This window comes from Roseibaca sp. Y0-43 (genome assembly GCF_020667835.1).
Taxonomy (GTDB): Bacteria; Pseudomonadota; Alphaproteobacteria; order Rhodobacterales; family Rhodobacteraceae; genus Roseinatronobacter.
Window position 1 is genome coordinate 37158 of record NZ_JAFMPR010000011.1, and the last position, 26178, is coordinate 63335.

Genomic DNA, 26178 nt, shown 5'->3' on the forward strand with positions numbered 1-26178 from the left:
GAATGTCACACACACTGCACCCGCTTCGGCGGCAACGGCTGCATCGTTCCGAACTGGCGGTGCCTGCGTCCAATATCGACATGGTGGTGAAAGCCGCTGACAGCGACGCCGATGTGGTGTTCCTGGACCTGGAAGACGCGGTCGCCCCGCCCGAGAAAGAGCAGGCGCGCAAGAACGCGGTCAAGCTGCTGAACGAAATCGACTGGGCGGCCAAGGGCAAGACCGTGTCGGTGCGTATCAACGGTCTGGACACGCATTACATGTATCGCGACGTGGTCGATATCATGGAACAGGCAGGCGACCGGGTGCACACGCTGCTGGTGCCCAAGGTCGGCGTTCCGGCTGACCTGTATATGGTCGAAGCCATGGTCAACCAGATCGAACAGGGTCGTGGCCTGAAGACCCGCGTGGGTCTGGAAGCGCTGATCGAAACCGCGCTGGGCATGGCAAATGTCGAAGCCATCGCGCAATTCGGTGGCCGTCTGGAATGCCTGCATTTCGGCGTGGCCGATTACGCGGCGTCCATGCGCGCCCGCACCACCAATATCGGCGGTCTGAATCCCGATTATCCGGGCGACCAGTGGCACGCCTCGATCACCCGCATGGTCGTGGCCTGCCGCGCCTATGGTCTGCGCGCGGTCGATGGGCCGTTCGGCGATTTCTCGGATCCCGAGGGCTACAAGGCTGGCGCGCGCCGCGCGGCCGCACTGGGCTGCGAAGGCAAATGGGCCATTCACCCCAGCCAGATCGCGCTGGCGAACGAGGTGTTCAGCCCGCCCGAGGCCGAAGTCACCAAGGCGCACCGTATCATCGAAGAGCTGAAGAAAGCCGAAGCCGCAGGCAAAGGCGCCGCGTCGCTCGATGGCAAGATGATCGACGCAGCCTCCGAGAAGATGGCCCGCAACCTGATCGAGGTTGCCGAACAAATCGCAGCCCGTGGCTAAGCCCTGAGAGGGAGGAGAGACAATGGATATTCATGAACATCAGGCCAAGGACATTCTGGCCAAATTCGGTGTCCCCGTGCCGCGTGGCGGTCTGGCCTATTCGCCCGAACAGGCGGCCTACCAAGCGCGCGAAATCGGCCTGCCCGTGGTCATCAAGGCGCAAATCCACTCGGGTGGGCGCGGCGAAGCGGGCGGCGTGAAATTCTGCCGCACCGATGAAGAGGTGCGTGAATTCGCCGCCAACATCCTTGGCCGCCAGCTTGTGACCAAGCAAAGCGGTCCGGCGGGCAAGGGCGTCTATCGGCTGTGGGTCGAAGCCGCGACCGATATCGCGCAGGAAGTCTACCTCGGCTTCGTTCTGGACCGGAAATCCGAGCGTATCATGATCGTGGCCTCTGCCGCGGGCGGGATGGAGATCGAGGATCTGGCCGAAAACGACCCTGACAGCCTTGTGCGCATGATTGTCGACCCGGCCACCGGCCTGTGCGACTTCGAGGCGCGCGAGCTGGCCTTCCGTCTGGGCTTGACCGGCAACCAGATCGGCCAGATGGTCAATACCCTGCGCGCCTGCTACCGCGCCTACCGCGATCTGGACGCGACCATGGTCGAGATCAACCCGCTGGCCATCACCGGCTCGGGCGATCTGGTGGCGCTGGATGCGAAGATGAGCTTCGACACCAACGCCATGTTCCGCCGCCCCGAAGTGGCCGCCCTGCGCGACCTGAGCCAGGAAGACCCGCGCGAGGCGATGGCGGCAGGCTCTGGCCTGTCTTATATCGGCCTTGACGGTGACATCGGTTGCATCATCAACGGTGCGGGCCTCGCCATGGCCACGATGGACATGATCAAGCTTGCAGGGGCCGAACCCGCCAACTTCCTCGACATCGGCGGTGGTGCCAGCGCCGAGCGCGTCGTGACCGCGTTCCGTACGGTTCTGACCGACCCGAATGTCAGCGTGATCCTTGTGAACATCTTCGCAGGCATCAACCGCTGCGACTGGATCGCGGCAGGCGTCGTCCAGGCCTACAAGGAAGTCGGCATGACCATTCCCGTGGTGGTTCGCCTGGCGGGCACCAATGTCGAAGAAGGCCGCCGCATTCTTGAGACCGCCGATGTTCCGATCATCACCGCAGGCACCCTGGCTGAGGCCGCCGAGGCCGCCGTCAAGGCGCGCCCCAACGCTGCCGCTGCATAAGAAAGGACTACCAGAATGGCTATCCTGATTACTCCAGAAACCAAGATCATCGTGCAGGGCATCTCTGGCCGCATCGGTCAGTTCCACGCGCAGGAAATGATCGAAACCGGCACCAATGTCGTGGGCGGCGTAACGCCGGGTCGCGGCGGCACCACGGTGCTGGGCAAGCCCGTGTTCAACACCGTGCGCGAAGCGGTCGAGGCGACCGGCGCCGATGCGTCGCTCATGTTCGTGCCCCCGCCCGTTGCCGCCGATGCAATGATGGAAGCGGCGGATGCAGGCATCCGCGTGGCCGTCAGCGTGGCGGATGGTATCCCCGCGCAAGACATGATGAAGGTCAAACGCTTCCTGCGCCGCTACAAGGCCGACCGCAAGATGCGCCTGATCGGGCCGAACTGCGCGGGCGTCATCAGCCCCGGCATCGGGTTCATGGGCATCATGCCGCCGCATATCTACATGCCGGGCCGCGTGGGCATCGTGGGCCGTTCGGGCACGCTGGGCTATGAAGCCGCCAGCCAGATGAAGGCGCTGGGCATCGGCGTCTCGACCTCGGTCGGCATCGGCGGCGACCCGATCAACGGCTCCAGCTTCAGGGATATTCTTGAACTGTTCGAGAATGACCCCGACACCGATGCCGTGATGATGATCGGCGAAATCGGTGGCCCACAGGAAGCCGAAGCCGCCGAATATATCCGCGATCACATGACCAAACCGGTCGCGGCCTATATCGCCGGTCTATCCGCTCCCAAGGGCCGGAAGATGGGCCATGCTGGCGCAATCATCTCTGCCTTTGGGGAAAGTGCGCAGGAAAAGGTTGTCATCCTTCAGGAAGCCGGCATCAAGGTCGCGCCGAACCCGTCCTCCATGGGGGCGACGGTGGCAGAGATTCTTGGCAAAAAGGCTGCTGCATAATGCACCCCGAAGGGTATGAAACCAAGGACGTGGCCGACCCCCAAGCATGGGTCGGCCGCGTGGAAGAACACGAAGGCGCGCTGACGCCAAATCTGGCCGGCATGATGGGCGCGACGCTCTCGCACGCATCGGCCCCGGCACATGATCTGCGCATCGGCGCGCCGCTGCCACCCTTGTGGCACTGGATCGCCTTCCCCGAATTCGTGCCGCTTGCCGAATTGGGCACGGATGGCCACCCGGCACTCGGGGGCTTTCTGCCGCCCTTGCCCTATCCGCGCCGCATGTGGGCGGGGGGCAATCTGGAATGGACGGGGGCGCTGGAAGTGGGCGAAACCCTGCACCGCCGCTCGGAAATTCTGGCCGTGACGGAAAAGCAGGGCACGACCGGGTCCATGTATTTCGTCCGCGTGGGCCATGACCTGCATGGCAAGGCCGGGTCCATCCGCGAAGAACAGGACATCGTCTATCTGGACATGCCCGACGAATTCCGCCCGCCCCGCGCCATTCCCGCGCCCGACGCGCCCGATTTCCGAGAAGTGGTGCCCATGAACGAAGCGCGGCTGTTCCGCTTTTCCGCCGTGACCTTCAACGCGCACCGCATTCATTACGACATGCCCTATGCCCGCGAGGTCGAGAAATACCCGGCCCTGATCGTGCACGGGCCGATGCAGGCCTGCCTGCTGATGGAAGCCGCCTGCCGCCATACCCGGCAGACCCCCAAACGCTTCCGCTTCAAAGGAGTGCACCCGATGTTCCACATCGAAGACATGGCCGCCGTGGGCCAGATGGACCGAGGAGCACCCGCCGTGGACCTGTGCAGCGTTGCCGCCACCTCGAACCACCAGTGTATGCAGGCCCGGATGGAGTGGTCCGCATGAGCGGCATCCTGAAGGGAATGCGCGTGGTCGAAGGCTCTGCCTTCGTCGCCGTGCCGCTGGCGGGCATGACGCTGGCGCAGATGGGGGCCGATGTCATCCGCTTCGACCGTGTCGAAGGGGGCTTGGATGCAGGCCGCTGGCCCGTGGCCAAATCCGGCGCCAGCATGTTCTGGGCGGGTATGAACAAGGGCAAACGCTCGATCGCGATCGACATGAAACACCCGCGCGGGCGCGAGATCATCTCGGAACTGATCTGCGCACCGGGCGAGGATGCGGGCCTTTTCATCACCAACCTGCGCGTCAAGGGCTGGATGGATTACGAAACCCTCTCGGCCCGCCGCCCCGACCTGTGCATGGTCACATTGACCGGCGACCGCGCAGGCCGCCCGGCGGTGGATTACACCGTCAACCCGGCGCTGGGCTTTCCCATGGCCACCGGGCCAGAGGGCTCGACCGAACCGGTCGCCCATGCGCTGCCCGCATGGGATTGCATCGCGGGCAACATGGTCGTCTCGGCGCTTCTGGCGGCAGAGCGCAAGCGCCTGCGCCATGGCCATGGCTCTGCGGTCGATCTTGCGCTCAAGGATGTCGCCGCCGCCATGCTCGGCCATCTGGGTGTGATTGGCGAAGTCGAGGTCAACGGCATCTCGCGCCCGAAATCCGGCAACGCGCTCTACGGCGCTTACGGACAGGATTTTATCTGCGCCGACGGCAACCGCGTCATGGTCATCGGCCTGACCGACAACCAGTGGCGCGGCTTGCAGAAAGTGACCGGCACGACCGAGGCGATAGCTGCGCTGGAAACCCAACTCGGCACCTCGCTCAAGGGCGAAGGCGCGCGCTGGGAACATCGCCACGCGATCACCGACGTGCTGCGCCCCTTCTTCGCCACGCGCCGCGTTGCCGATTTCGCCGAAGCGTTTGAAAAGGCGGGCGTCACCTGGTCGCAATTCCGCGACTTCAAACAGGCGGTGGCAGAGGACGAGGACATGTCCCTCGACAACCCGATGTTCACCATGCTCGACCAGCCCGGCATCGGCCGCTACCGCGTGCCCGGCACGCCCATGTCCTTCAGCCACGACCCGCGCGAAGCCCCACGCCGCGCGCCCGTCCTTGGGGAGCATACCGAGGCGATCTTGGGCGATGTCCTGTGCCTGCCCGACAGTGAAATCGCCTCCCTCTTCGACGAAGGCGTGGTGAAGCAGGGCAAGCCCTGACCCTTTCATCCTTGTCCAAATATCCTGGGGGAGTCCGACCCCGACACGGGGTCGGACGGGGGCAAAGCCCCCTGAAAGATAGACTTGGGCGCAGCCCGCTATTCGGTCAGCACCAACAGCTCTGCCGTGACCAATACCGCATTCGCGCCCGCCGCCAGTCGTCCCTCGATCATCCGCCCGTCCAACCCGATGCTGGCGGCGTCGAGATCCGCCCCTTCCGGCCCGACACGGCCCGCTGTCAGCAAGATCTCGGTCGCGTAGCTCTCCAATGCCGCGCCGCCCACCATCCGGGTGCCGATCAGGCTGCCCAGACCCATCACGCGGCCCGTCAGCCCCAGCCCGACCAGCGCCGCGCCAATATCCTGATTGGGCCGCAGCGTGACCAGATGCGCGGCTGTGCCACCTTCTGCGCCCGCCCGCGCCTCTGGCTGAAAAAGCGTAAACGCCGTTTCCGGGTCGGGCCGCGCCACAAGGCAGCCGCCCGTCAGCCCCCAGCCCGTGACCGTGCAGTCGCGGGCCAGAATCGCTTGGTCGGGCAGGATATGCCCCATATGCCGCGCGCCGCTCTCATCTTCCCAAATGCCATGGGTATGGGTAAACTGCGCGCCCTCTCGCCAGCCCAGATGGGTGCAGCCTTGCACGATCTGCGCGTCCGCGCCCATGTGGTGCGTGGCGCTATACCATGCGGCGTGTCCGTTCTGCGCGGGGCCGGGGATGACATAGGCAAGCGGGTCCATCGCGACATCGCGAAGTTCCAGAAACCCGCCATCGAAGGCGGCCAGTGCCTCTGCCACTGCCTGCCCGAAGGGCAGACCGCCGCGCAAGATCACCTCGACCGGGTGCGCCCGCACCGGCAACACGGTCGTGCGCGGGGCAAGCGCCGGGCCGGGATGGATGACGCGGCGTATCACGGCAATTGCCCGCGCGCGTCCAGTTCTTCGCGGATCATCTTCTTGGTGATCTTGCCATAGGCCGATTTCGGCAGCGCGTCCCAGAACACCACGTGCCGCGGCAGCTTGTAGCGGGCAATCTTGCCCGACAACCAGTCCAGCAGGTCGGCCGGTTCGTCCCCGTTGCACACGCAGACCGCCATTCCCACCTCGCCCCAGACCGGGTCGGGCACACCCAGCACCGCGACCTCGGAAATCGCGGGGTGCATCAGCAGCTTTTCCTCGATCTCGCGCGGGTAGATGTTCGACCCGCCAGAGATATACATGTCTGACGCGCGCCCCGTCAGGTAGACGAAGCCCGCCTCGTCCATATGCCCCAGATCGCCCGTCAGGAACCAGCCATTGCGGAAGGATTTGGCATTGGCCTCGGGGTTGTTGAAATAGCCCGCGAACACGGCGGGGCCGATGACGGCAATTTCGCCCGTTTCACCGGGTGCCACCTCGCGCCCTTCGGCATCCTGTATCTGCACCTGCATCCCCGTGCGCGCAAAACCGCAGGTGCCGATGCGCATCGTGTCATCGTCGATGTGGTGATGGGCGGGCGGCAGCACGGTGATGTTGCCCGTCACTTCGCCCAAGCCGAAATACTGCACAAGCACCGGCCCCAGCTTTTCCAACGCGCGTATCTGGTCGGCGCGATACATGGGCGCGCCTGCGTAAACCACGTAGCGCAAGCTGGAATGGTCGTGCTGGTCCACGGCGGGGTGTTCGACCAGCAGTTTCACGATAGTCGGCACGGTGAACATGTTGGTCACGCGCCATTTCGCGACCAGCGCCCAAAGCTCATCCGGGTCGAATTTCGCGCCCGTGGGCAGGATCGTTTTCACCCCATGCGCCACTTGGCTAAGCTGGTGCACGCCCGCGCCATGCGACAGCGGGGCCACGACCAAAGACGCATCCTCCGGCCCCGTCGCGGGCATCAGGTCGCACAGGTGGTTGGTGATGACGAAGGCCATCTGGCCATGCGTCAGCACCGCCGCCTTGGGCCGCCCCGTGGTGCCGGATGTGAAGAAGAACCAGCACGGGTCGTCGCGGTAGACCTCTGCCACGGGTTGCGGCTGGCCCATGTGGGGGGCGATAAGTGTGTCGTAATCCGGGCCGAAACTGGCCGCGCCAATAGCGATGGTGGGCAGGTCGCAGGCGGATGCGTGCTCCGCGAATTCCGCCCCGCATAACAGCAGCTTCGCGCCCGACGATTGCGCAAGGAAGGCCACATCCTCGGGCGATTGGCGGAAATTGGCGGGCACCCAGACCGCACCCGCGCGCCAGCAGCCGAACACCGCTTCGAACATCTGGTTGCAATTCGCCGATTGCACCAGCACGCGGTCGCCCTTGCCCACGCCATAATCCTGCACCAACACGCGGGCAAAGGCGGTGGCGCGCGCTTCCAGCTCGGCCCATGTCCAGACCTGCGCGCCCCAGACCAGCCCGATGTCATCCGGCGCGCGCCGGGCGCTTTCCGTCAGCAGATGCGACAGGTTCATCACGCGGGTCGAGACGGGCGTCATGCCTTGTGACAGGTCCGTGCTCACTTCACCCGCTCCATGATGGACACGTAGTTGGTGACAGCCGCGCCGCCCATGTTGAACACGCCCGCCATGGTGGCGCCGCGGATCTGCATGTCACCCGCGTCATGCGTCAGTTGTTGCGCTGCCATGACATGCATCGACACGCCCGTGGCCCCGATGGGGTGGCCCTTGGATTTCAGCCCGCCCGACGGGTTGACCGGCAGGCGCCCGTCCTTGGCGGTAATGCCCTCGCGGATGACGCGGCCGCCTTGGCCCGGTTCCGCCAGCCCCATCGCCTCGTATTCCAGCAACTCGGCGATGGTGAAGCAATCATGCGTTTCCACCAGCGACAGGTCGTCGAGCGTGACGCCCGCCTGCGCCAGCGCCTTGGCCCAAGCCAGCCGCGCGCCCTTGAATTCCAGCACGTCGCGGCGCGACAGCGCCATGATGTCATTGGCATGGGCGCGGGCGCGGAATGCGATCGCACGGTTCAACCCCGCCGCCGTTTCCGCATCGGCCAGAACCAGCACCGCCGCGCCATCGCTGACAAGCGAGCAATCGGTGCGCCGCAACGGCCCTGCCACACGCGGATTCTTGTCCGACACGGTGTTGCAAAATGCCACGTCGAAGGGTTTGCGCATATGCGCGATGGGGTTCGCCATGCCGTTCGCGTGGTTCTTGGCGGCGATCATGGCCAGTTCTTCGGACTTGTCGCCATGGCGCTGGAAATAGCTGGCGGCGATCTGGCCGAACAGGCCCGCGAAGCCGCCGTCTACTTCGGCTTCCTCGGCGCGGTAGCTGGCCCCCAGTAGAATATCGCCCACCTCTGCCGTGGGCGTGGCGGTCATCTTTTCCGCGCCCACCACCAGCGCGATGCGCCCACGCCCGGATTCGATGAAATCCATCGCGCCGTGCAGCGCGGCCGATCCGGTCGCGCAGGCATTTTCATAGCGGGTCGCAGGGGTATGGGCGAAGCGCTCATCCGCCATCGCGACAAGCGCGCCTTGGAAATCCTGGCGCGAGAAACCGTTATTGTAGACGCCCACGAAAATGCCATCGACATCTTCCGCGCCAATGCCCGCATGGTCCAGCGCCGGGGCAAGGGCAAGGGCCATCAGGGCTTCGGTGCTGTCGGCGTCGGATTTGCCGAAAGGGGTGTGGGACCAGCCCACGATCTGCGCGTTCGCCATGGTGTAACCTCCCGTTTGGGCCAGAGGTTAGACCGCGCCCCGCGCCTTGGCCAGAGCCGTGTGCGCATAGAAAAAGGCGGGCCGCTTGCGCAGGCCCGCCTTTCGGGAAAGGATACAACCCTTAGCTGTTGACAGCGTCTTTCAGGGCTTTGGCGATCGTCACCTTCACGGCGCGGTCGGCTTCCTTGGTCATCGTCTCGCCGGTGGCGGGGTTGCGGACCTGACGCTCGGGGCGGGCGCGGCACATGACCTTGCCGATGCCGGGCAGCGTGACCGCACCACCGGCCGAGACCTCGCGCATGACCAGCGCGGCAATGGCGTCCAGCGCGGCGTTTGCGGTTTTCTTGTCGGCGTCCATCTCTTCGGCCAGTGCGGCGACAAGCTGGGTCTTGGTCATCGGTTTCGCGGTCATTCGTCTCTCCATCTCTCGGGTTCGCCGCGCCTCGCGCGGCTGTGAACTGTGTTGCGAGGCGCATCTAGCCTTGTTTTCACGCAGGTGACAATTCCCACAGGCGCAGAAAAAACCCTTTTTCTGGGGAAAACCACTGAAAAATGCCGGTTGACGGCGCTTTCCGTCGCGGCATTCGGGCAAAAGCTACAAAAACGCGGTTTCGCTGAAGCTGCGCAGTTTCCGGCTGTGGATGCGTTCCAGCGGCATGTCGCGCAGCAATTCCATGGCGCGGATGCCGATCTGCAAATGCCGGGCGACCTGCGTCTTGTAAAAGCTCGATGCCATGCCGGGCAGTTTCAACTCGCCATGCAGGGGTTTGTCGGACACGCATAAAAGCGTGCCATAGGGCACCCGGAAGCGGAACCCGTTGGCCGCGATGGTCGCGCTTTCCATGTCCAGCGCGATGGCGCGCGACTGGCTGAGGCGCTGGACGGGGCCGGATTGATCGCGCAACTCCCAGTTGCGGTTGTCAATGGTGGCCACGGTGCCGGTGCGCATGATCTGTTTCAGCGCATAGCCTTCCAGCTGCGTGACCTGCGCCACCGCGTCTTGCAGCGCGATCTGGATTTCGGCCAGCGCCGGGATCGGCACCCAGACGGGCAGATCGGCGTCCAGCACGTTGTCTTCGCGCAGGTAAGCATGTGCCAGCACGAAATCGCCCAAAGCCTGAGAGTTGCGCAGCCCCGCGCAATGCCCGACCATCAGCCACGCATGGGGGCGCAGCACGGCGATATGGTCGGTCGCGGTTTTCGCGTTCGACGGGCCAACCCCGATATTCACGAGCGTGATGCCCGCGCCCTTGGCCCGCTTCAGGTGATAGGTGGGCATCTGCGGCAGGCGGGGCAGGGGAGGGATGTCGGCATCCGGGTCGGTGATGACCGCGTCACCCGGCGCGACAAAGGCGGTATAGCCGCTCTCGGGGTCGCGCAGCATGTCGCGGGCGAAGGCCTCGAATTCGTCGACATAGAACTGGTAGTTTGTGAACAGGATGTGGTTTTGGAAATGCTCGGGCGTGGTCGCGGTATAATGCGCAAGCCGCGCGAGCGAGTAATCCACACGCTGCGCCGTGAACAGCGCCAGCGGCAGCGACCCGTCGGCATTGCGCACCCGGTCGCCATTGACGATGTCGTCATTCGTTGTGTCCAGATCGGGCACGTCGAATACATCGCGCAAGCTGAGCGCCATCTCACCGCCTTCGGGCAAGGCCACGTCCCCGCGCCCGGCCATGGCGAAATGCAGCGGAATCGGCGTCGAGGACGGACCGATGCTGACCGGCATGTTGTGGTTTTCCATCAACAGCGCGATCTGCTGGCGCAGGTAATGGCGGAACAGGTCTGGGCGGGTGACGGTTGTGGCATATTCGCCGGGTTCCGAAACATGCCCGAAGCTCAGCCGCGAATCCACTTGGTCGAAGCGCGTGGTGACGAACCGAATCTCTGGGTAATAGGCCCGGTAGCGCCCTTTCGGCGCCGCGCCCTTGGCCAGATCGTTGAAGGCCGCGATCAGGAATTGCGTGGCGTCCTTGTATAGCGCCTCTAGCTTGGCCACCGCTGCATCGGGGTCGGTGAAGGTTTCATGTGGCGCATCTGGCGGCGTCAGGATGTCGGCAAAATTCATATCATGTCCAGTTCGGGCTTTGACGCAGATTGCCCCAAGCCCGCCCCCGCGACAAGCGGGCCGCCGCGTCAAATTGCGCTTCCCCCCTGCACGCCAATCGACTAGCGTTCGGGCATGACAACCGCATTCTATACCCATGCCGATGGCGAGGCGCACCAGACCCCGCACGGACACCCCGAATCGCCCGCGCGGCTGGCCGCGATTGCCGATGCCTTGGCCGCGCCCGAATTCGCAACCCTCGACCGCCATTCCGCGCCCATCGCCAGTGAAGAGCGCGTGCTTCTGTGCCACCCGCAAGCCTATATCGACCGCATTCGCCGCGCGCTGCCTGCGGCGGGCATATACCAGCTCGATGCCGATACACATGTGTCGAACATGTCCATGCAGGCCGCCTTGCGCGCCGTGGGCGGGGCCTGTGCCGCCGTGGACCGGGTCATGGGCGGGCAGGCGGGAAATGCCTTTGTCGCCATGCGCCCGCCCGGCCACCATGCCGAAACGGAAAAACCGATGGGCTTTTGCCTGTTCGGCACCGTGGCGATTGCCGCGAAATACGCGGTGGAAATGCACGGGCTGTCACGCGTGGCGGTGGTGGATTTCGACGTGCACCACGGCAATGGCACGCAAGACCTGCTGTGGGACGAACGCCGCGCGCTGTTCATCTCCAGCCACCAGATGCCGCTATGGCCCGGCACCGGCACACCTGACGAGCGCGGCGCGCATGGCAACGTGATGAACGTGCCGCTGAAGCCGGGCACCGATGGCGCGGCGTTCCGGCGTGTCTATGAAGATGTTGTGCTGCCGCAACTTGACCGTTTCGCGCCCGAGATGGTCCTCGTCTCTGCCGGGTTCGACGCGCATCGTGACGACCCGCTGGCGCAGCTTGACCTGCTGGAAGAAGATTTCGCCTGGGTCACGGGCGCCCTGTGCGATGTGGCGGAAAAACATGCCCAAGGGCGGCTGGTTTCCGTGCTGGAAGGCGGCTATGACCTGCCCGCGTTGGGCCGTTCGGTCGCGGCGCATGTCAAGGTCTTGATGGAGCGATCCGCATGAGCAGCGAAACCCCGATTGACGAAATGAGCTTCGAGGCCGCCCTGGCCGAGCTGGAGCAGGTTGTCACCCGTCTGGAACGGGGCGACGTGCCGCTGGAGGATTCGATCACGCTCTATGAACGCGGCGCGAAGCTGAAAGCGCATTGCGAGGCGCGGCTGCAAGCAGCGCAAATGCGGGTGGAAGCGATCCGGCTGGCCGAAGATGGCACCCCGAAAGCGACAGAACCGTTCAACCCATGACCAGCTTTCCCGCCGCCCTGAGCGCCGCCGCCGAGACTGTCGAGGCGCGGCTGCAAGCCGAGATCGCAACCCTGCCCGCAAGCGTGGTACGCGACGCGATGGCCTATGCAGCGCTGGGCGGCAAGAAACTGCGCGGGTTTCTGGTGCTGGAAAGCGCGCGGCTGCACGGGATCGGGCCAGAGCAATCCGTGGCCGCCGCGGCTGCGATCGAAGCCATTCATGCCTATTCGCTGGTGCATGACGATTTGCCCGCCATGGATGACGACGACCTGCGCCGGGGCCAGCCCACGGTGCATGTGAAATGGGATGACGCGACCGCCATCCTGACCGGCGACGCGCTGCAAACGCTGGCTTTCGGGTTGCTCGCGCAGCCCGATGCCGCGCCGTCGGATGCGGGGCGTCTGGCGCTTCTCGCGTCGCTTGCCCATGCCTCTGGCGGGGCGGGCATGGTGCTGGGGCAGGCGCTTGATATTGCCGCCGAAACCGCCACCACGCCGCTCGATCTGGACGCGATCACGGCCCTGCAAGCGGGCAAGACCGGCGCGCTGATCGAATGGTCCGCCTGCGCGGGCGCGCGCATGGCCGGGGCCGACCCCGCGCCGCTTGCCGCCTATGCGCAGGCGCTCGGTCTGGCGTTCCAGATTGCCGATGACATTCTGGATGTCGAGGGCGACGCCAAACTGGCCGGCAAACGCCTGCAAAAAGACGCAGAGGCCGGCAAGGCCACTTTCGTGTCATTGCTGGGGCTGGACGGTGCGAAAGCCCGCGCGCTTGACCTGATCGCACAGGCACAAACCGCCCTTGAGCCATACGGTCAACAGGCCGATCTATTGCGGGACGCGGCGCAATTCGTTATTGCCCGCAAGGCGTGATCCCCCGCGCGACGCAAACAGGACCAAGCCGATGCCCGATACCCCTCTTCTGGACAAGGTTCACAGCCCCGCCGATCTGCGCGGCATGACCGATGCCCAGTTGCGGCAAGTGGCCGATGAATTGCGCGCCGACACCATTGCCACCGTGTCCGAAACCGGCGGTCATCTGGGTGCGGGGCTGGGCGTGGTGGAGCTGACCGTTGCGCTGCACGCGGTGTTCGACACGCCGCGCGACCGGCTGATCTGGGACGTCTCGCACCAGTGCTATCCGCACAAGATCATCACCGGCCGCCGCGACCGTATGCGCACCCTGCGCCAGGAAAACGGGCTGTCGGGTTTCACCAAGCGGTCTGAATCGCCCTATGACCCGTTTGGCGCGGCGCATAGCTCGACCTCTATTTCCGCTGCGCTGGGCTTTGCCGTGGCGCGCGATCTGGGTGGTGCGCCAGAGCCTGCCTTGGGCGATGCGATTGCCGTGATCGGCGATGGCGCGATCAGCGCGGGCATGGCCTATGAAGCGCTGAACAATGCCGGCCATTGGGGCAAGCGGCTGTTCGTGGTGCTGAACGACAACGAGATGTCCATCGCACCGCCGACCGGGGCCATGTCCAGCTACCTGTCGCGGCTTTATGCCGACAAGCCGGTGCAAGACCTGAAACAGGCTGTGAAGGGGGCGTTGTCCTTCATGCCCGGCCCCATTCAGGAAGGCGCGCGCCGGGCCAAGGACTTGCTGAAACACGCCACCGTCGGCGGCACCTTGTTCGAAGAACTGGGCTTCAACTATGTCGGCCCCATCGACGGGCACGATCTGGACCAGCTTTTGTGGGTGTTCCGCACGCTTCAGGCTCGCGCGGACGAACCCGTGCTGATCCATGTGCTGACCAAGAAGGGCAAGGGCTATGGCCCCGCCGAGGATGCCGAGGATCGCGGCCATGCCCGCGCCAAGTTCGACCTTGTGACCGGCAAGCAGCAAAAGGCCACGCCCAATGCGCCCAGCTACACCAAGGTATTCGCGCAAGCGCTGATCGACGAAGCCGACCGCGACGACAAGATCGTGGCCGTCACCGCCGCCATGCCCGACGGCACCGGGCTGGACCTGTTCGCCAAGGCGCACCCGTCGCGCATGTTCGACGTGGCGATTGCGGAACAACATGGCGTGACCTTTTGCGCGGGGCTTGCGGCGGGCGGCATGAAACCCTTTTGCGCCATGTATTCGACCTTCTTGCAGCGCGGCTATGACCAAGTGGTGCATGACGTGGCGATCCAGCGCCTGCCCGTGCGCTTCGCCATCGACCGCGCGGGGCTTGTGGGTGCCGATGGCGCGACCCATGCGGGCAGTTTCGACGTGGCCTATCTGGCGAACCTGCCGGGTTTCGTGGTCATGGCCGCCGCGGACGAGGCGGAACTGGTGCATATGGTCGCCACTGCCGTGGCGCATGACGATGGCCCCATCGCCTTCCGCTATCCGCGCGGCGAAGGCGAGGGCGTTGAAATGCCCGCGCGCGGCGTTCCGCTGGAAATCGGCAAGGGCCGGATGATCCGCGAGGGCAGCCGCGTGGCGATCCTGTCCTTCGGCACCCGTCTGGGCGAGGTGCTGAAAGCCTGCGAGAGCTTGGGCGCGCAGGGGATTACCCCCACCGTGGCCGATGCACGCTTCGCCAAGCCCTTGGACCGCGAGTTGATCCTGAAACTCGCCGCCGAGCATGAGGCGCTGATTACCATAGAGGAAGGCGCGGTCGGCGGCTTCGGCAGCCATGTCGCCCAGCTTTTGTCGGACGAAGGCGTGTTCGACCACGGGCTGAAATTCCGCTCCATGGTGCTGCCTGACATCTTCATCGACCAAGCCAGCCCCAAGGCCATGTATGACGTCGCCGCCATGAACGCGCCGCAGATCGTGGACAAGGTGCTGTCGGTGCTGGGCAAGGACAGTCAGGCGAAATCAGCGTAAAGGGAAGCATCCGAGGGTGTGCGCCCCGGATGCTCCGCCAGTTTACCAAAGTGCCGGGTCGTTCAGCGCGGGCACGCAGGTTGCGGCCCCCTGTAGCGGCGTCAGCTCGGCGTCTGTCAGCGATTGCGCCAGCCAACCTTCGGGATAGCTGAGCGGCAGGGGCGCTTGCGCCATTGCCTCGTCAATCTGCTGATAGCCCACGCGCCCGTAGAAGTTGATGTCGCCATAAGTCAGCGCGACATCCACGCCCGCGCCGCGCAACTGCTCAAAGGCGTGGCGCAGCAGCTTCTGCCCCAGCCCCCTGCCTTGCTGCGCTGTCGCCACCGCCATGGGCGACAGGATGAACGCCCTGCGCGCATCTTCCGCGAAGCGCAGGCGGGTGAAGATGGCGCAGGCGTGCACGGTGCCCTCCTCCAAAGCAGAGAACACGAAAATATCCTCTGCGGGCGTGGTGGACAAAAGCGCCGTGACGAAATCGCCGATCACCGCACCTTCTTCCGCCCCTTCCGAAGCGGTGAAGGTGGCGCGGAACAGGTCGATGATGGCCTGCGGTTGGGCCATGTCTGTTGTAAATTCCATCGGTTTTTTCCTTCAGCGTTGGTTCAGTTGCGCGCGCACGGCGTCTATGCCCTGGCGCGATACACGGTAAGGCTGCCCGTTTTGCGAGCGGATGAAGCGCCGCCGTTTCAGGCGTAAAAACAGATCGAGCGTGCAGTCGGACAGCACGAAGCCGTCGCGGGTGAAGCAGGTGATCTTGCGTATCTTGCCACCGTCGCACCGTTCATGGTGGATGGCCCCGCCAAGGGCGAGTTCGTGCAAAACACGTTGTTCGTGCTTTGAGATATTCATCGGAGTGTCTCGATTTCGTGCAGATGCAAAAACAGGTCACTCGGCACGCTGCCAGAGTGGCCTTTCGGTTTCGCGTCCCTCTAGCCGTTGGCCGGGAACGGGCTTATGCCCGGGTCTCTTGCATAAAATCTCCGTCGCGCGGACATTCTTCCGCCGCGCCATACGAAAATAGCCTTGGCGCAGGTTGACGCCAAGGCTGCGGCTGTGAATTTGCTAGAAAACCCGACGCCTGTGGCGTCAATGCACGCTCACCGGCTCAAAGTCATTTTGGCGGGCCATGACAAACGCCATGGTGCGGTTCGTCACCAGCGCCAACTGGTCGCCTTCTTCGTGGTGGATGGCATACATCTCGTTCACACCGTGCAATTGCTCTCGGATATCGTCGGGCAGGTCGGCCACTTTCACGGGGCGGACATAGGCAATCGGCTTGGTGCTGGTCAGGTTCGGGAATTTGGTGTTCATTGGCTTCCCTTTCACTTGCGATCTATGCGGATGATCTGGACGGTTTCCTCGGGCTCGTGACGTTTCAGGTCGATATGCAGCAACCCATCACTTAGCGCCGCTTTTGCCACGTCCACCCCGTCGCCCAAGGCGAACACGCGCTGGAACTGGCGGGCGGCGATGCCCCGGTGCAGGAAAACGCGGTCCTCTGACCCGGCATCGGTCTGCTGGCCGCGCACCACAAGCTGGCGGCCTTCCAGCGTGATCGACAGGTCATCCTCGCGGAATCCGGCCAGCGCCAGCGTGATGCGAAAGCTGTGCGGCCCGGTCACTTCGATGTTGAAGGGCGGGTAGCCGTCGGCCCCGTTGCGCGCCGTGCGCTCGACCAGCCGTTCCATCTGGTCGAACCCCAGCAAAAGCGGGTGCGACGGGAAGGTGAGTTTGCTCATCTGCCATGTCCTTTCCAGCGTCCCTTGTCCAAGGCGACGGTGCGGCGGACCCCATGTCTGGCGGTCCCTTGCCCAAAGATATGGGTGCGGTGTGAACAATCTGCAAGCGCGCCCATCAAAGGCTTTTGTCGCGCAAGCATCCGGGCTAGTCTGGCGAAAAACAAGGCTGGTCCCGCATATGAACGCGCCCCATGAACTGACACATGAAGAGGTGTTGCGCCTGAAGCTGGAGGTGCTGCGCCAAAAGCACCGCGACTTGGACGAAGCGATTGCCGCCTTGCAGGCGCAGGGGCCGAACACGCAACTGACCGTGCAGCGCCTGAAAAAGGAAAAACTTGTGCTGAAAGACCAGATTGCCCGGATCGAGGACGAATTGACGCCCGACATTATCGCCTGAAGGAATTGCGCCTTCATGCCTGCCTTGTATAAGGCGGCAATCAATGTCGCGGGGTAAACATGGCACAGATCAAGGTCGGGATCATCATGGGCAGCCAGTCGGACTGGCCCACCATGCGCGAGGCAGCGGCGATTCTGGATGAATTGGGCGTGGCTTACGAGTCGCGCATCGTCTCCGCCCATCGCACGCCCGACCGTCTGTGGGACTATGGGCGCGGTGCCGTGGCGCGTGGTTTGCAGGTGATTATCGCGGGCGCGGGCGGTGCGGCGCATCTGCCCGGCATGATGGCGTCGAAAACCCGTGTCCCGGTCATCGGTGTGCCTGTGCAGACGCGGGCGCTTTCGGGCGTCGATAGCCTGTATTCCATTGTCCAGATGCCACGCGGCTACCCGGTGGCGACCATGGCGATTGGCGGTGCGGCCAATGCCGGGCTGATGGCGGCGGGTATTCTGGCGCTGCAAGACCCCGACCTCGCGGCGCGGCTGGATGCTTGGCGCGCGGCGCTGTCGGAGTCTATCCCGCAGGAGCCGTCCGATGACTGAAACCCTGCCGCAAGGCGCGACCATCGGCATTCTGGGCGGCGGCCAGTTGGGGCGGATGCTGTCGGCGGCCGCCAGCCGTCTGGGCTATCGCTGCCATGTCTATGACCCCGGTGCGAACCCGCCCGCGGGCGATGTCTGTGCGCAGGTCACAACCGCACCATGGGAGGATGTGGCGGCGCTGAACGCCTTCGCGGCCTCTGTCGACGTGATTACGTTCGAGTTCGAGAACATCCCCACCGCCACGCTGGACCTGCTGGAGGCCACGCGCCCCATCCGCCCCAATCGCCGCGCCTTGGCCGTGTCGCAAGACCGGCTGACCGAAAAGCAATTCCTGCGCGATCTGGGGTTGATGACGGCCCCGTTTGCGCCCGTGTCCGACGCGGAAAGCATGGCTGCCGCTGTCGCGCAGATCGGTGCGCCCGCAATCCTGAAAACCCGCCGTATGGGGTATGATGGCAAGGGGCAGGCGCGGATCATGGCGCCTGCGGATGCCGACGCTGCCTTGGCCGAGATGGCCGGGGCGGATGCGATCCTTGAAGGGTTCGTGGACTTCAGTCACGAAGTGTCGGTGATTGCTTCGCGCGGTCTGGATGGCCGGGTGGCGGCCTATGATCCGGGCGAGAACCTGCATGAGGGCGGCATCCTGCGCCGCACCACCGTGCCCGCGCGGCTGACCGGGTCGCAGCGCGCCGATGCGGTGCTGCTGGCCGGGCGCATCCTGAACGCGCTCGATTATGTCGGCGTCATGGGGGTCGAGCTGTTCGTCACGCAGCAAGGGCTGATCGTGAATGAAATCGCGCCGCGCGTGCATAATTCCGGCCATTGGACGCAGAATGGCTGCACCGTGGACCAGTTCGAGCAACATATCCGCGCGATCACCGGGCTGCCTTTGGGCGACGGGCACCGCTATGCCGATGTGGTCATGGAAAACCTGATCGGTGACGATATGGACCGCGTGCCCGACCTGCTGACCGAGCGCGACGTGGCGCTGCACCTATATGGCAAGCCAGAGCGCCGCGCGGGGCGCAAGATGGGCCACGCGAACCGGATTGTGTCGCGGGGGTAACGTGTCGTGACAGCCGCTCGTCCCAGAGCCTGCGACGCCGGATAATTCCGTTGGAAGTTTCAAGCTCACTGAAAGTGAGGCCCCGGATCAGGTCCGGGGCGCGATGGGAAAAGGTGGCAGGCCTGCCTATGCCTCGTCCAGCGCCGCCAACAACTCTGCCAGAAGCGCGTCCAACTCTGCGCGCAAGGCGGGGTTCGCGGCCCCCTCGGCGGCCCCCAGCCCTTCGCCCAGACTGGCGGCATAGGCCACGCGGTTGGCGATCTGCGTCTCGGCCAGTTGCGCGGCAAGCCCCTTGGCGGCCTCTGATATTTCGGCCCCCAGCTTGGTGCCCGCGCGGGCGCGGTTCAGCACCAGAAGCACCTCACGCCCCTCGCGGCGGGCAAGATCTAGCACGCCATCGGTCGCCCATAGATCGACATGGCTGGATGCGATCGGCACCACCACCAGATCAGCCGCGCGCAAAGCCGGGCGCAGGTCGCTGTCTGCCTTGGGCGGCGTGTCGATGATGACGAATTGCGCCATGTCGCGCAGCTTGCCGACCTCGTAGCCTACGCCCCAGGCCGATGCGGTGGAAAACTCCATCCCATCCGCGCGGCCCGCTTCGTGCCGGGTCATGAACCAGCGGCCCAACGACCCTTGCGGGTCGGTGTCCAGAAACGCGACCGACTGCCCCGCGCGGGCCAGCATCACCCCCAGATTGACGGCGAGCGTCGTTTTGCCCGACCCGCCTTTTTGCTGCGCGATGGTGATTACCTTGCCCTTGGTCATGTCCCGCCCCTTTTGCTGCGGTGCAGCATAGCGTAAGGCCGCCGCGAATGCACGTCAAAATTCAGGCGCGTTCATCCTTGGGCGAGCCCATGACAACCAGCGTGGTCAGCGTGTTCAGATAGGGGAACGCGCCCAGGTATTCAGTGTGGAAATGCTTGTAGGCGGGCAGGTCGCGCGCCTCGACCCGCAGCAGGTATTCGACTGTGCCGGTGATGTTGTGACACTCGCGCACTTGCGGCGCGGCGCGCATCAGGCGCTCGAACTCTGCCTGCGCGGCCTTGGTATGCTGCGACAGGCCCACCGTGACATAAGCGACAAAGCCGATCCCGGTCTTGGCCGGGTCCACCACGGCGCGATAGCCGGTGATGATGCCGCGCCGCTCCATATCCTGCACCCGGCGCAGACAGGCCGAGGGCGACAGGCCCACGCGGTCGGCCAGTTCCAGATTCGCGATGCGCCCCTCGCGTTGCAGGATGCGCAATATCTGTTGTGATTTATCGTCAAGATCGCTCATCAATTGCGAAGATAGCGCCATACGCGCAAAGTTTGCAAGAATTACGCGCCATTCAGACGCTAGATTGCGTGAAACTGGAGCAGCCCCATGACCATCGAGATTTTCGCCGCCCTTCTGACCTTCGCCTTCGTCACCGCCGTCACGCCGGGACCGAACAACGTCATGCTGATGGCATCGGGCGTGAATTTCGGCTTTCGGCGCACCATTCCGCATATGGTGGGCGTGGCCCTTGGCCATGCGTTCATGGTGTTTCTGGTCGGGATCGGGCTGATGGGGGCGTTCATCGGCTACCCGCCCTTGCAAATGGCGCTCAAGGTGGTGTCGGTGCTGTATATGCTGTGGCTGGCATGGAAAATCGCCACCGCCGTGCCGCCCTCTGGCACCAAGGTCGAGGGGCATCCGCTGACCTTCCTGCAAGCTGCCGCGTTTCAATGGGTGAACCCGAAGGCATGGATCATGTCACTGGCCGCCGTGGCGATTTATGCGCCGGATCAGCAATTCACTGCCGTGGCATGGGTGGCGCTGGGCTTTCTGAGCGTGGGTTGGCTGACAACGGTGATCTGGACCGCGGTCGGCGTCAGCCTGCGCCGCCTGTTGACCCGCCCCACATGGTTGCGTGTGTTCAACTACACGATGGCGGTGCTGCTGGTCGCCTCGCTCTACCCGGTGGTGTTTCAGGGCTGAAAGGCTTGCACCCTGTCAGGGCCGGGGCTAGTGTTTCCCTCGGCCCTGTGGCCCCACAAAAACACACATATCCGTGGGAGGATACCATGACATTCAAGACAACGGCCCTTGCGGCCGCAGTTGCGCTTTTGGCGGCACCTGTCGCGGCGCAGGAATTGTCCATCGCGACGGGCGGCACCGGGGGCACCTATTTCCCCTATGGCGGCGGTCTGGCAGAAGTCATCAACAACCATGTCGAGGGCGCATCCGCCAGCGCGGAAGTGACCGGCGCGTCGGTGGAAAACGTGGCGCTGATTGCGCGCGGCGATAGCGACATTGCCATTGCGCTGGCCGATACCGTGTTCGGCGCCTATACCGGCACCGGCGCGTTCGAGGGCCGTCAGGTGGGCGAGCTGCGCGCATTGGCCTCGATCTACCCCAACGCGGTGCAGATCGTCACGCTGGCCGGTAGCGGCATCAGCAGCATCGAAGACCTGCGCGGCAAGCGCGTGTCGGTCGGCGCGCCCGGCTCTGGCACCGAAGTCAGCGCGCAGACGCTGCTGGCTGCGAACGGCATCACCTATGAAGATTTCGATGAACAGCGCCTGAACTTCAACGAGACCGCCGATGCGCTGCGCGATGGCGACATCGACGCGGGCTTCTGGAGCGTGGGCCCGCCCACCTCGTCGATCCTGAACCTGGCGACCACGCGCGAGATTTCGATGATCGCGATGACGGAAGAGCAGATCGCCGCCGCCATCGCGGCAGAGCCGACTTTTGCCCCCTACACGCTGCGTGCGGGCCTGTATGAAGGCATGACTGATGGTGTGCCGACCATCTCCACACCCAATGTGCTGATCGTGCACGAGGATATGGACGAGGAACTGGCCTATAACATCACCAAGGCGATGTATGAGAACGTGGCAGAGCTGATTGCCATCCATCCGGCGGCCAACGACACCACGCTGGAATTCTCGGTCGCGGCAACGCCCATCCCCTTCCACCCCGGCGCGCTGCGCTACCTGGAAGAAGTGGGTGCCGCCGTGCAGGATCGCCAACGCCCGTGAGGCTGACGGCACTGGGGCGGCCCATGGTGGCCGCCCTTTTCCTGTGGCTGGCCGCGCCCGCTTGGGCCGACCCCATGCTTCAGGTGGTGGACCCTGCGGGCAAGGTGCTGGCAGAGCTGCCCTTTCCGCCCGAAGGCGAGATTTGCCTGAGCTGGGCGCATTCGGTGACGGGCGGGGCCGTGGCGGATTGTTTCGGCACCACATCGGGCCGCCTTGTCCTGCGCCGCAGCTACCTGCATGACTACGCCGCAGGTTTGGGAGAGGTTGCTGGCCGGGGCCGCGTGCTGCCTGCCGAGGGTGGCGGTTACTGGATTGTCGAGATTAATGAGCCCCTGCCCCCCACCGGCTTGCCCTTGCGTGTTGGCCCCGCCTTCGTGGGCCACAGCCTGACCAATGGCCGCGACACGATTGACCTGTCGGCTCTGGCCGCGAACCAGCGCGTCAGCTTGCGCGCCACAGACTGACCTGACGGGATAGACAGATGACCCAGACCGACCCGCAAGATGTGATCCCGGAGTCTATGCGCTCTGCCGACCGTGTGCAGCCGCGCCCCGTATTATGGGCGATCACGCTGACGGGCGTGGCGCTGTCGCTGTTCCAGCTTTACACGGCAGGTATCGAACCCCTTGGCCTGTTCTATCAGCGCACCGCGCATCTGGGGTTCATCCTGTTCCTTGCGTTCCTTCTGTTCCCGCTGACGGGCCAGTCGCGCCCGCGCACTTGGTGGGCATGGGTCATCGACGCGGGCTTTCTGGTCGCGTCGTTCCTGAGCGGGTTCTACATTATCTGGTATCTGGACGACATCATCGCCCGCGCGGGCTGGTGGACCACGGCGGATATTGTCGTGGGCATCGTCTGTATCGTCGCGGTGTTAGAGGCCAGCCGCCGCGCGGTGGGTTTCGGCCTGACGCTGATCGGGATCATCGCCATTCTTTACGCGCTTGCAGGCTCTCGGGGGGCGCTGCCGTGGCTGGGCGACATGATGCCGGGGATCTTGGCGCATCGCGGCGCCAGCGTGGACCGTCTGGTTGGCCAGCTTTACCTTGGCCAAGAAGGCATATTCGGCCTGCCCTTGGGCGTGGCTGCGACCTTCGTCTTCATGTTCGTTCTGTTCGGCGCATTCCTTGAAAAGACCGGCGCGGGCAAGTTCTTTATCGACCTTGCCTTTGCCGCGACGGGGCGCAAGCCCGGCGGGCCTGCGAAAGCGGCGGTCATCGCCAGCGCGGGCATGGGGTCGATTTCCGGGTCGGCCATCGCGAATGTGGTCACGACCGGGGCTTTCACCATCCCGCTGATGAAGAAGCTGGGCTACCGCCCTGCGCAGGCGGGCGGGGTAGAGGCGGCGGCATCCACCGGCGGGCAGATCACGCCGCCCCTGATGGGGGCAGGCGCGTTCCTGATCTCTGAATACACGCGCATTCCGTATATCGACATCGTTCTGGTGTCGATTTTCCCGGCGATCCTGTATCTGGGCACGGTCTACCTGTTCGTGCATATCGTCGCGATGAAGCAAGGGATGCGCGGGCTGGACGCGGCGGAACTGCCGGTGGTCAAGCAAGTGCTGGCGGCAGGCTGGCAATTCATCGTGCCGCTGATCCTGCTGGTGGTGCTGCTGGTCAATAACATCTCTCCCATGCGGGTGGGGTTCTGGGCGATTATCTCTGTCATTGCCATGGCGGGGCTGCGGGGCGCTTGGGCGCTTTATGCCGACGGGCCAATGACGGGCGCACGCATCCGCGAGTCGGTCATGCGCGGCATCCGCATGATCTTTGAATCGCTCGAACTGGGCGCGCGCAACGCGGTGGCGGTGTCGATCGCTTGTGCAGTCGCGGGCATTATTGTGGGCGTTGTGGGCCTGACCGGGCTGGGGCTGAAATTCAGCTCCATGATGGTCTCGCTTTCGGGCGGGAATATCGTGATCGCGCTGGCGCTGGTGCTGGTTGCGTCGCTGATCCTTGGCTTGGGCCTGCCGGTCACGGCCAGCTATATCGTGCTGATCGTGCTTGTCGGCCCCGCGCTGAACACCGAATTCGGCATCCCACTTCTGATCGCGCATCTGGTGGTGTTCTGGTATTCGCAGGATAGCAACGTCACGCCGCCCGTGGCGCTGGCGGGCTTCGCAGGCGCGGCCATTGCCGGCGCGAAACCCATGGAAACCAGCGTTCAGGCGTGGAAATTCGCCAAGGGTCTGTATCTGATCCCGGCCTTCATGGTGTTCAACCCGGAACTTATCATGGGCGGCCCGGTGCCCTATGTGATCTGGACGGGCTTCAGCGCGGCGCTTGGCCTGATCGCCTTTGCCGCCACCATCGAGGGCTACCTCTTCGCCCCCATGAAAGCGTGGATGCGGCTGGCGCTGGTTCCGCCCATCATCGGGCTGTTCTGGCCCAGCTTTGCCGCTGAACTGGCGGGCGCTGCGGCGATCTTGGTGCTTTTGGGGCTTAACTGGATGGCGGGGCGTCAGGATCGGACAGTTCTTGCGCCAGAAACCGCTCGAACGCGTCCAGATTAAGCGCATCATACTGGCCGAACGCCTGCATCCAGACCGACGCCTCGCGTAGGGCGTCGGGTTCCAGCTTGCACCATTTCACGCGACCGCGTTTTTCCTGGCTAATCAATCCGGCATTGGCAAGGATCGCCAAGTGCTTGGACACGGCGGCCAGCGACATGTCGAACGGCTCTGCCACATCGGTCACGGCCATGTCGTCTTCCAGAAGCATGGACAGAATGGCCCGCCGGGTCGGGTCCGCCAGCGCGGTAAAAACCTGGTCAAGCGATGGGGCGGGGCTGCTGCTCATGCGCCTATCTTTCGCGGGCGCGGGAAAAGGTCAACTGATTGGTTGAATATGCTGCAAGCGCGAAATCCAGCGTTCGGGCACGGGCCGTGAATCGCGGCGAAGGACAAATCCGTTAATTTTCAATATCTTATGAAGCGGGCTGCCCCGCGTTTGCTTGCTTGACTCTGAAGCCCCCTCTGCATAGCTTGCGCGCAACTTGTGACCGGGAGAGGGCATGACCGACAGCGACGAGCGTGAGCGCCTCAAGGCACTCGAGACGCGCATCTCGCAGGTTCGGGCCAAGCATGACCCAAAGCCGGCCGCGCAAGACCATCATTCCATGGCCCAAGTGGGCTGGCGCATGGTGATCGAACTGGTTACCGGCCTGCTTATCGGGGCCGGCATCGGATACGGGCTGGATTGGGTGTTCGACACCATGCCGCTGTTTCTGGTGCTGTTTACATTGTTGGGCTTCGCCGCCGGTGTGCAGACCATGATGCGCTCGGCACGCGAATTGGGCCTGAAAGCAGATCAATCGACCCCGCCGCACGCGGGCGCGGACAAAGAGGACTAGAGCTGTGGCAGAAGAAAGTGGCGGCCTTCACATTGCGCCCATGGATCAGTTTCGGGTCGAATCGCTCTTTGGGGGCGACATCGCCTGGTATACGCCCACCAACGTTACGCTGTGGATGGCGCTGACCGTGGTTGCCGCCACCCTGCTGATGGTCTTCGGCGCACGCGGTCGCGCGATGGTGCCTAGCCGCGCACAGTCAGCGGCGGAAATGACCTACGGCTTCATCTACAAGATGGTCGAGGATGTCGCTGGCCACGATGCCGTGCGCTTCTTCCCGTATATCTTTACCCTTTTCATGTTCGTGCTGTTCGCGAACCTGCTGGGCCTGATCCCCTTCGCCTTTACCACGACCTCGCATATCGCGGTCACGGCGGTGCTGGCATTTACCGTGTTCTTTACCGTCACGGCGCTGGGTTTCATCCTGCACGGCACCAAGTTCCTGAAACTGTTCTGGGTCAGCAGCGCACCCTTGGCCCTGCGCCCCGTTCTGGCGTTGATCGAGGTGATTTCCTACTTCGTGCGCCCCGTCAGCCATTCCATCCGTCTTGCAGGCGCGATGATGGCGGGTCACGCCGTGGCCAAAGTGTTCGCTGGCTTTGCTGCGGCACTCGGTGCCTTCTTCTTCCTTCCCATTCTGGCAGTGACCGCGCTTTATGCGCTGGAACTGCTGGTGGCCGTTATTCAGGCCTATGTGTTCACCATTCTGACCTGCGTCTACCTGAAAGACGCGCTGCACCCGGCTCACTAAGGGCGCAAGGTCCGAACCAAATCCAGCCAATTCCAACGTAAGGAGAAACGACTATGGAAGGCGATATCGTACAAATGGGCGCTTATATCGGTGCTGGCCTCGCATGCTTGGGCATGGGTGGTGCAGGTATCGGTGTGGGCCACGTTGCTGGCAACTACCTGGCAGGCGCGCTGCGCAATCCGTCGGCTGCTGCTGGCCAGACCGCATTCCTGTTCATCGGCATCGCGTTCGCAGAAGCACTGGGGATTTTCTCGTTCCTCGTCGCTCTGCTGCTGATGTTCGCTGTCTAAGATCGTCCCGACGTATCCTTACGGCTGGCGGGGCGCGAGCGCGCCTCGCCGGTGTTTTCCGG

31 protein-coding genes are annotated in these 26178 nt (G+C 64.2%); 19 read left to right on the forward strand and 12 right to left on the reverse strand.

Going from position 1 to position 26178, the window contains the following annotated elements; all coding sequences use genetic code 11:
* Positions 1 to 2: 2 nt before the first annotated feature.
* The 5 genes from J1C52_RS13025 to J1C52_RS13045 are packed head-to-tail and all read left to right on the forward strand — an operon-like array spanning position 3 to position 5146.
* Positions 3 to 944, forward strand: coding sequence for an HpcH/HpaI aldolase/citrate lyase family protein (locus J1C52_RS13025; protein WP_227428383.1), 942 nt, complete (start codon positions 3 to 5; stop codon positions 942 to 944).
* A gap of 22 nt (positions 945 to 966) precedes the next feature.
* Positions 967 to 2139, forward strand: coding sequence for a malate--CoA ligase subunit beta (locus J1C52_RS13030; protein WP_227428384.1), 1173 nt, complete (start codon positions 967 to 969; stop codon positions 2137 to 2139).
* A 15-nt stretch (positions 2140 to 2154) separates the two neighbouring features.
* Entirely contained in the window at positions 2155 to 3051 is an 897-nt protein-coding gene (sucD, locus tag J1C52_RS13035; RefSeq protein WP_227428385.1) for a succinate--CoA ligase subunit alpha, read from the forward strand.
* A complete protein-coding gene (locus tag J1C52_RS13040; RefSeq protein ID WP_227428386.1) occupies positions 3051 to 3929 on the forward strand; it encodes an FAS1-like dehydratase domain-containing protein in 879 nt (292 codons plus the stop codon). Before sucD ends, J1C52_RS13040 begins: the two co-directional genes overlap by 1 nt.
* Positions 3926 to 5146, forward strand: coding sequence for a CoA transferase (locus J1C52_RS13045; RefSeq protein ID WP_227428387.1), 1221 nt, complete (start codon positions 3926 to 3928; stop codon positions 5144 to 5146). The genes J1C52_RS13040 and J1C52_RS13045 overlap by 4 nt, the downstream gene beginning before the upstream one ends.
* Positions 5147 to 5244: 98 nt before the next feature.
* Here J1C52_RS13045 and J1C52_RS13050 read toward each other — a convergent pair whose 3' ends face one another.
* The 5 genes from J1C52_RS13050 to J1C52_RS13070 form a co-directional block, all read right to left on the reverse strand.
* The gene (locus J1C52_RS13050; protein WP_227428388.1) at positions 5245 to 6057 is read right to left on the reverse strand and encodes a hypothetical protein; all 813 of its coding nucleotides are present in this window, start codon (positions 6055 to 6057) and stop codon (positions 5245 to 5247) included.
* On the reverse strand, positions 6054 to 7628 hold the full coding sequence (locus J1C52_RS13055; protein WP_370633270.1) for an acyl-CoA synthetase: 1575 nt from the start codon (positions 7626 to 7628) through the stop codon (positions 6054 to 6056). The genes J1C52_RS13050 and J1C52_RS13055 overlap by 4 nt, the downstream gene beginning before the upstream one ends.
* Complete coding sequence (locus J1C52_RS13060; RefSeq protein ID WP_227428389.1) at positions 7625 to 8794, reverse strand: acetyl-CoA acetyltransferase; 1170 nt, start codon at positions 8792 to 8794, stop codon at positions 7625 to 7627. The genes J1C52_RS13055 and J1C52_RS13060 overlap by 4 nt, the downstream gene beginning before the upstream one ends.
* Positions 8795 to 8915: 121 nt before the next feature.
* Positions 8916 to 9206, reverse strand: coding sequence for an HU family DNA-binding protein (locus J1C52_RS13065; protein WP_227428390.1), 291 nt, complete (start codon positions 9204 to 9206; stop codon positions 8916 to 8918).
* Between the two features lie 183 nt (positions 9207 to 9389).
* Positions 9390 to 10862, reverse strand: a complete 1473-nt coding sequence (locus tag J1C52_RS13070; protein WP_227428391.1) for an AMP nucleosidase — start codon at positions 10860 to 10862, stop codon at positions 9390 to 9392.
* A gap of 114 nt (positions 10863 to 10976) precedes the next feature.
* Here J1C52_RS13070 and J1C52_RS13075 point away from each other — a divergent pair, with 114 nt between their 5' ends.
* The 4 genes from J1C52_RS13075 to dxs are packed head-to-tail and all read left to right on the forward strand — an operon-like array spanning position 10977 to position 14971.
* Positions 10977 to 11912, forward strand: a complete 936-nt coding sequence (locus J1C52_RS13075; RefSeq protein ID WP_227428392.1) for a histone deacetylase family protein — start codon at positions 10977 to 10979, stop codon at positions 11910 to 11912.
* Positions 11909 to 12151, forward strand: a complete 243-nt coding sequence (locus tag J1C52_RS13080) for an exodeoxyribonuclease VII small subunit (protein ID WP_227428393.1) — start codon at positions 11909 to 11911, stop codon at positions 12149 to 12151. Before J1C52_RS13075 ends, J1C52_RS13080 begins: the two co-directional genes overlap by 4 nt.
* Entirely contained in the window at positions 12148 to 13023 is an 876-nt protein-coding gene (locus tag J1C52_RS13085; RefSeq protein WP_227428394.1) for a polyprenyl synthetase family protein, read from the forward strand. Before J1C52_RS13080 ends, J1C52_RS13085 begins: the two co-directional genes overlap by 4 nt.
* A 31-nt stretch (positions 13024 to 13054) precedes the next feature.
* Positions 13055 to 14971 carry a 1-deoxy-D-xylulose-5-phosphate synthase gene (gene dxs / locus J1C52_RS13090; protein WP_227428395.1) on the forward strand — a complete coding sequence of 639 codons (1917 nt, stop codon included), beginning with the start codon at positions 13055 to 13057 and terminating at the stop codon, positions 14969 to 14971.
* A gap of 42 nt (positions 14972 to 15013) precedes the next feature.
* On the opposite strand, the gene J1C52_RS13095 is transcribed toward dxs, so the two are convergent.
* The 4 genes from J1C52_RS13095 to J1C52_RS13110 all read right to left on the reverse strand — a co-directional run bounded on the left by J1C52_RS13095 (position 15014) and on the right by J1C52_RS13110 (position 16710).
* Positions 15014 to 15550 (reverse strand): GNAT family N-acetyltransferase, encoded by a 537-nt coding sequence (locus J1C52_RS13095; protein WP_227428396.1) that lies wholly within the window; start codon positions 15548 to 15550, stop codon positions 15014 to 15016.
* A gap of 12 nt (positions 15551 to 15562) precedes the next feature.
* On the reverse strand, positions 15563 to 15820 hold the full coding sequence (locus J1C52_RS13100; protein ID WP_227428397.1) for a YjhX family toxin: 258 nt from the start codon (positions 15818 to 15820) through the stop codon (positions 15563 to 15565).
* Positions 15821 to 16057: 237 nt separating this feature from the next.
* Entirely contained in the window at positions 16058 to 16282 is a 225-nt protein-coding gene (locus tag J1C52_RS13105) for a DUF1150 family protein (RefSeq protein ID WP_227428398.1), read from the reverse strand.
* Positions 16283 to 16293: 11 nt separating this feature from the next.
* Entirely contained in the window at positions 16294 to 16710 is a 417-nt protein-coding gene (locus tag J1C52_RS13110) for an Hsp20 family protein (RefSeq protein WP_227428399.1), read from the reverse strand.
* A 178-nt stretch (positions 16711 to 16888) separates the two neighbouring features.
* Here J1C52_RS13110 and J1C52_RS13115 point away from each other — a divergent pair, with 178 nt between their 5' ends.
* The 3 genes from J1C52_RS13115 to J1C52_RS13125 are packed head-to-tail and all read left to right on the forward strand — an operon-like array spanning position 16889 to position 18715.
* Positions 16889 to 17107 carry a YdcH family protein gene (locus tag J1C52_RS13115; protein ID WP_227428400.1) on the forward strand — a complete coding sequence of 73 codons (219 nt, stop codon included), beginning with the start codon at positions 16889 to 16891 and terminating at the stop codon, positions 17105 to 17107.
* Positions 17108 to 17166: 59 nt separating this feature from the next.
* Positions 17167 to 17649, forward strand: coding sequence for a 5-(carboxyamino)imidazole ribonucleotide mutase (gene purE, locus J1C52_RS13120; RefSeq protein ID WP_227428401.1), 483 nt, complete (start codon positions 17167 to 17169; stop codon positions 17647 to 17649).
* The gene (locus J1C52_RS13125) at positions 17642 to 18715 is read left to right on the forward strand and encodes a 5-(carboxyamino)imidazole ribonucleotide synthase (protein WP_227428402.1); all 1074 of its coding nucleotides are present in this window, start codon (positions 17642 to 17644) and stop codon (positions 18713 to 18715) included. Before purE ends, J1C52_RS13125 begins: the two co-directional genes overlap by 8 nt.
* 126 nt (positions 18716 to 18841) lie before the next feature.
* On the opposite strand, the gene parA is transcribed toward J1C52_RS13125, so the two are convergent.
* Positions 18842 to 19483 carry a ParA family partition ATPase gene (gene parA, locus J1C52_RS13130; RefSeq protein ID WP_227428403.1) on the reverse strand — a complete coding sequence of 214 codons (642 nt, stop codon included), beginning with the start codon at positions 19481 to 19483 and terminating at the stop codon, positions 18842 to 18844.
* Between the two features lie 61 nt (positions 19484 to 19544).
* Positions 19545 to 19997 (reverse strand): Lrp/AsnC family transcriptional regulator, encoded by a 453-nt coding sequence (locus tag J1C52_RS13135; protein ID WP_227428404.1) that lies wholly within the window; start codon positions 19995 to 19997, stop codon positions 19545 to 19547.
* An 87-nt stretch (positions 19998 to 20084) separates the two neighbouring features.
* On the opposite strand from J1C52_RS13135, the gene J1C52_RS13140 reads away from it, so the two are divergent.
* From J1C52_RS13140 to J1C52_RS13155, 4 genes are all read left to right on the forward strand, one after another.
* Positions 20085 to 20681 (forward strand): LysE family translocator, encoded by a 597-nt coding sequence (locus J1C52_RS13140; protein WP_227428405.1) that lies wholly within the window; start codon positions 20085 to 20087, stop codon positions 20679 to 20681.
* 86 nt (positions 20682 to 20767) lie between these two features.
* On the forward strand, positions 20768 to 21727 hold the full coding sequence (locus J1C52_RS13145; RefSeq protein ID WP_227428406.1) for a TAXI family TRAP transporter solute-binding subunit: 960 nt from the start codon (positions 20768 to 20770) through the stop codon (positions 21725 to 21727).
* 23 nt (positions 21728 to 21750) lie between these two features.
* Complete coding sequence (locus tag J1C52_RS13150) at positions 21751 to 22191, forward strand: DUF1850 domain-containing protein (RefSeq protein WP_227428407.1); 441 nt, start codon at positions 21751 to 21753, stop codon at positions 22189 to 22191.
* A 17-nt stretch (positions 22192 to 22208) separates the two neighbouring features.
* The gene (locus J1C52_RS13155) at positions 22209 to 24239 is read left to right on the forward strand and encodes a TRAP transporter permease (protein WP_227428408.1); all 2031 of its coding nucleotides are present in this window, start codon (positions 22209 to 22211) and stop codon (positions 24237 to 24239) included.
* Here the strand turns inward: J1C52_RS13155 and J1C52_RS13160 are convergent.
* Positions 24169 to 24525 carry an ArsR/SmtB family transcription factor gene (locus tag J1C52_RS13160; protein ID WP_227428409.1) on the reverse strand — a complete coding sequence of 119 codons (357 nt, stop codon included), beginning with the start codon at positions 24523 to 24525 and terminating at the stop codon, positions 24169 to 24171. The two genes, J1C52_RS13155 and J1C52_RS13160, sit on opposite strands and share 71 nt — an antisense overlap.
* Before the next feature lie 214 nt (positions 24526 to 24739).
* Between J1C52_RS13160 and J1C52_RS13165 the strand changes: the two genes are divergently transcribed.
* The 3 genes from J1C52_RS13165 to J1C52_RS13175 are packed head-to-tail and all read left to right on the forward strand — an operon-like array spanning position 24740 to position 26116.
* Complete coding sequence (locus J1C52_RS13165) at positions 24740 to 25078, forward strand: AtpZ/AtpI family protein (protein WP_227428410.1); 339 nt, start codon at positions 24740 to 24742, stop codon at positions 25076 to 25078.
* Positions 25079 to 25118: 40 nt separating this feature from the next.
* Positions 25119 to 25826 (forward strand): F0F1 ATP synthase subunit A, encoded by a 708-nt coding sequence (locus J1C52_RS13170; RefSeq protein ID WP_227428411.1) that lies wholly within the window; start codon positions 25119 to 25121, stop codon positions 25824 to 25826.
* Between the two features lie 53 nt (positions 25827 to 25879).
* Complete coding sequence (locus J1C52_RS13175) at positions 25880 to 26116, forward strand: F0F1 ATP synthase subunit C (protein ID WP_071797553.1); 237 nt, start codon at positions 25880 to 25882, stop codon at positions 26114 to 26116.
* Positions 26117 to 26178 lie beyond the last annotated feature (62 nt).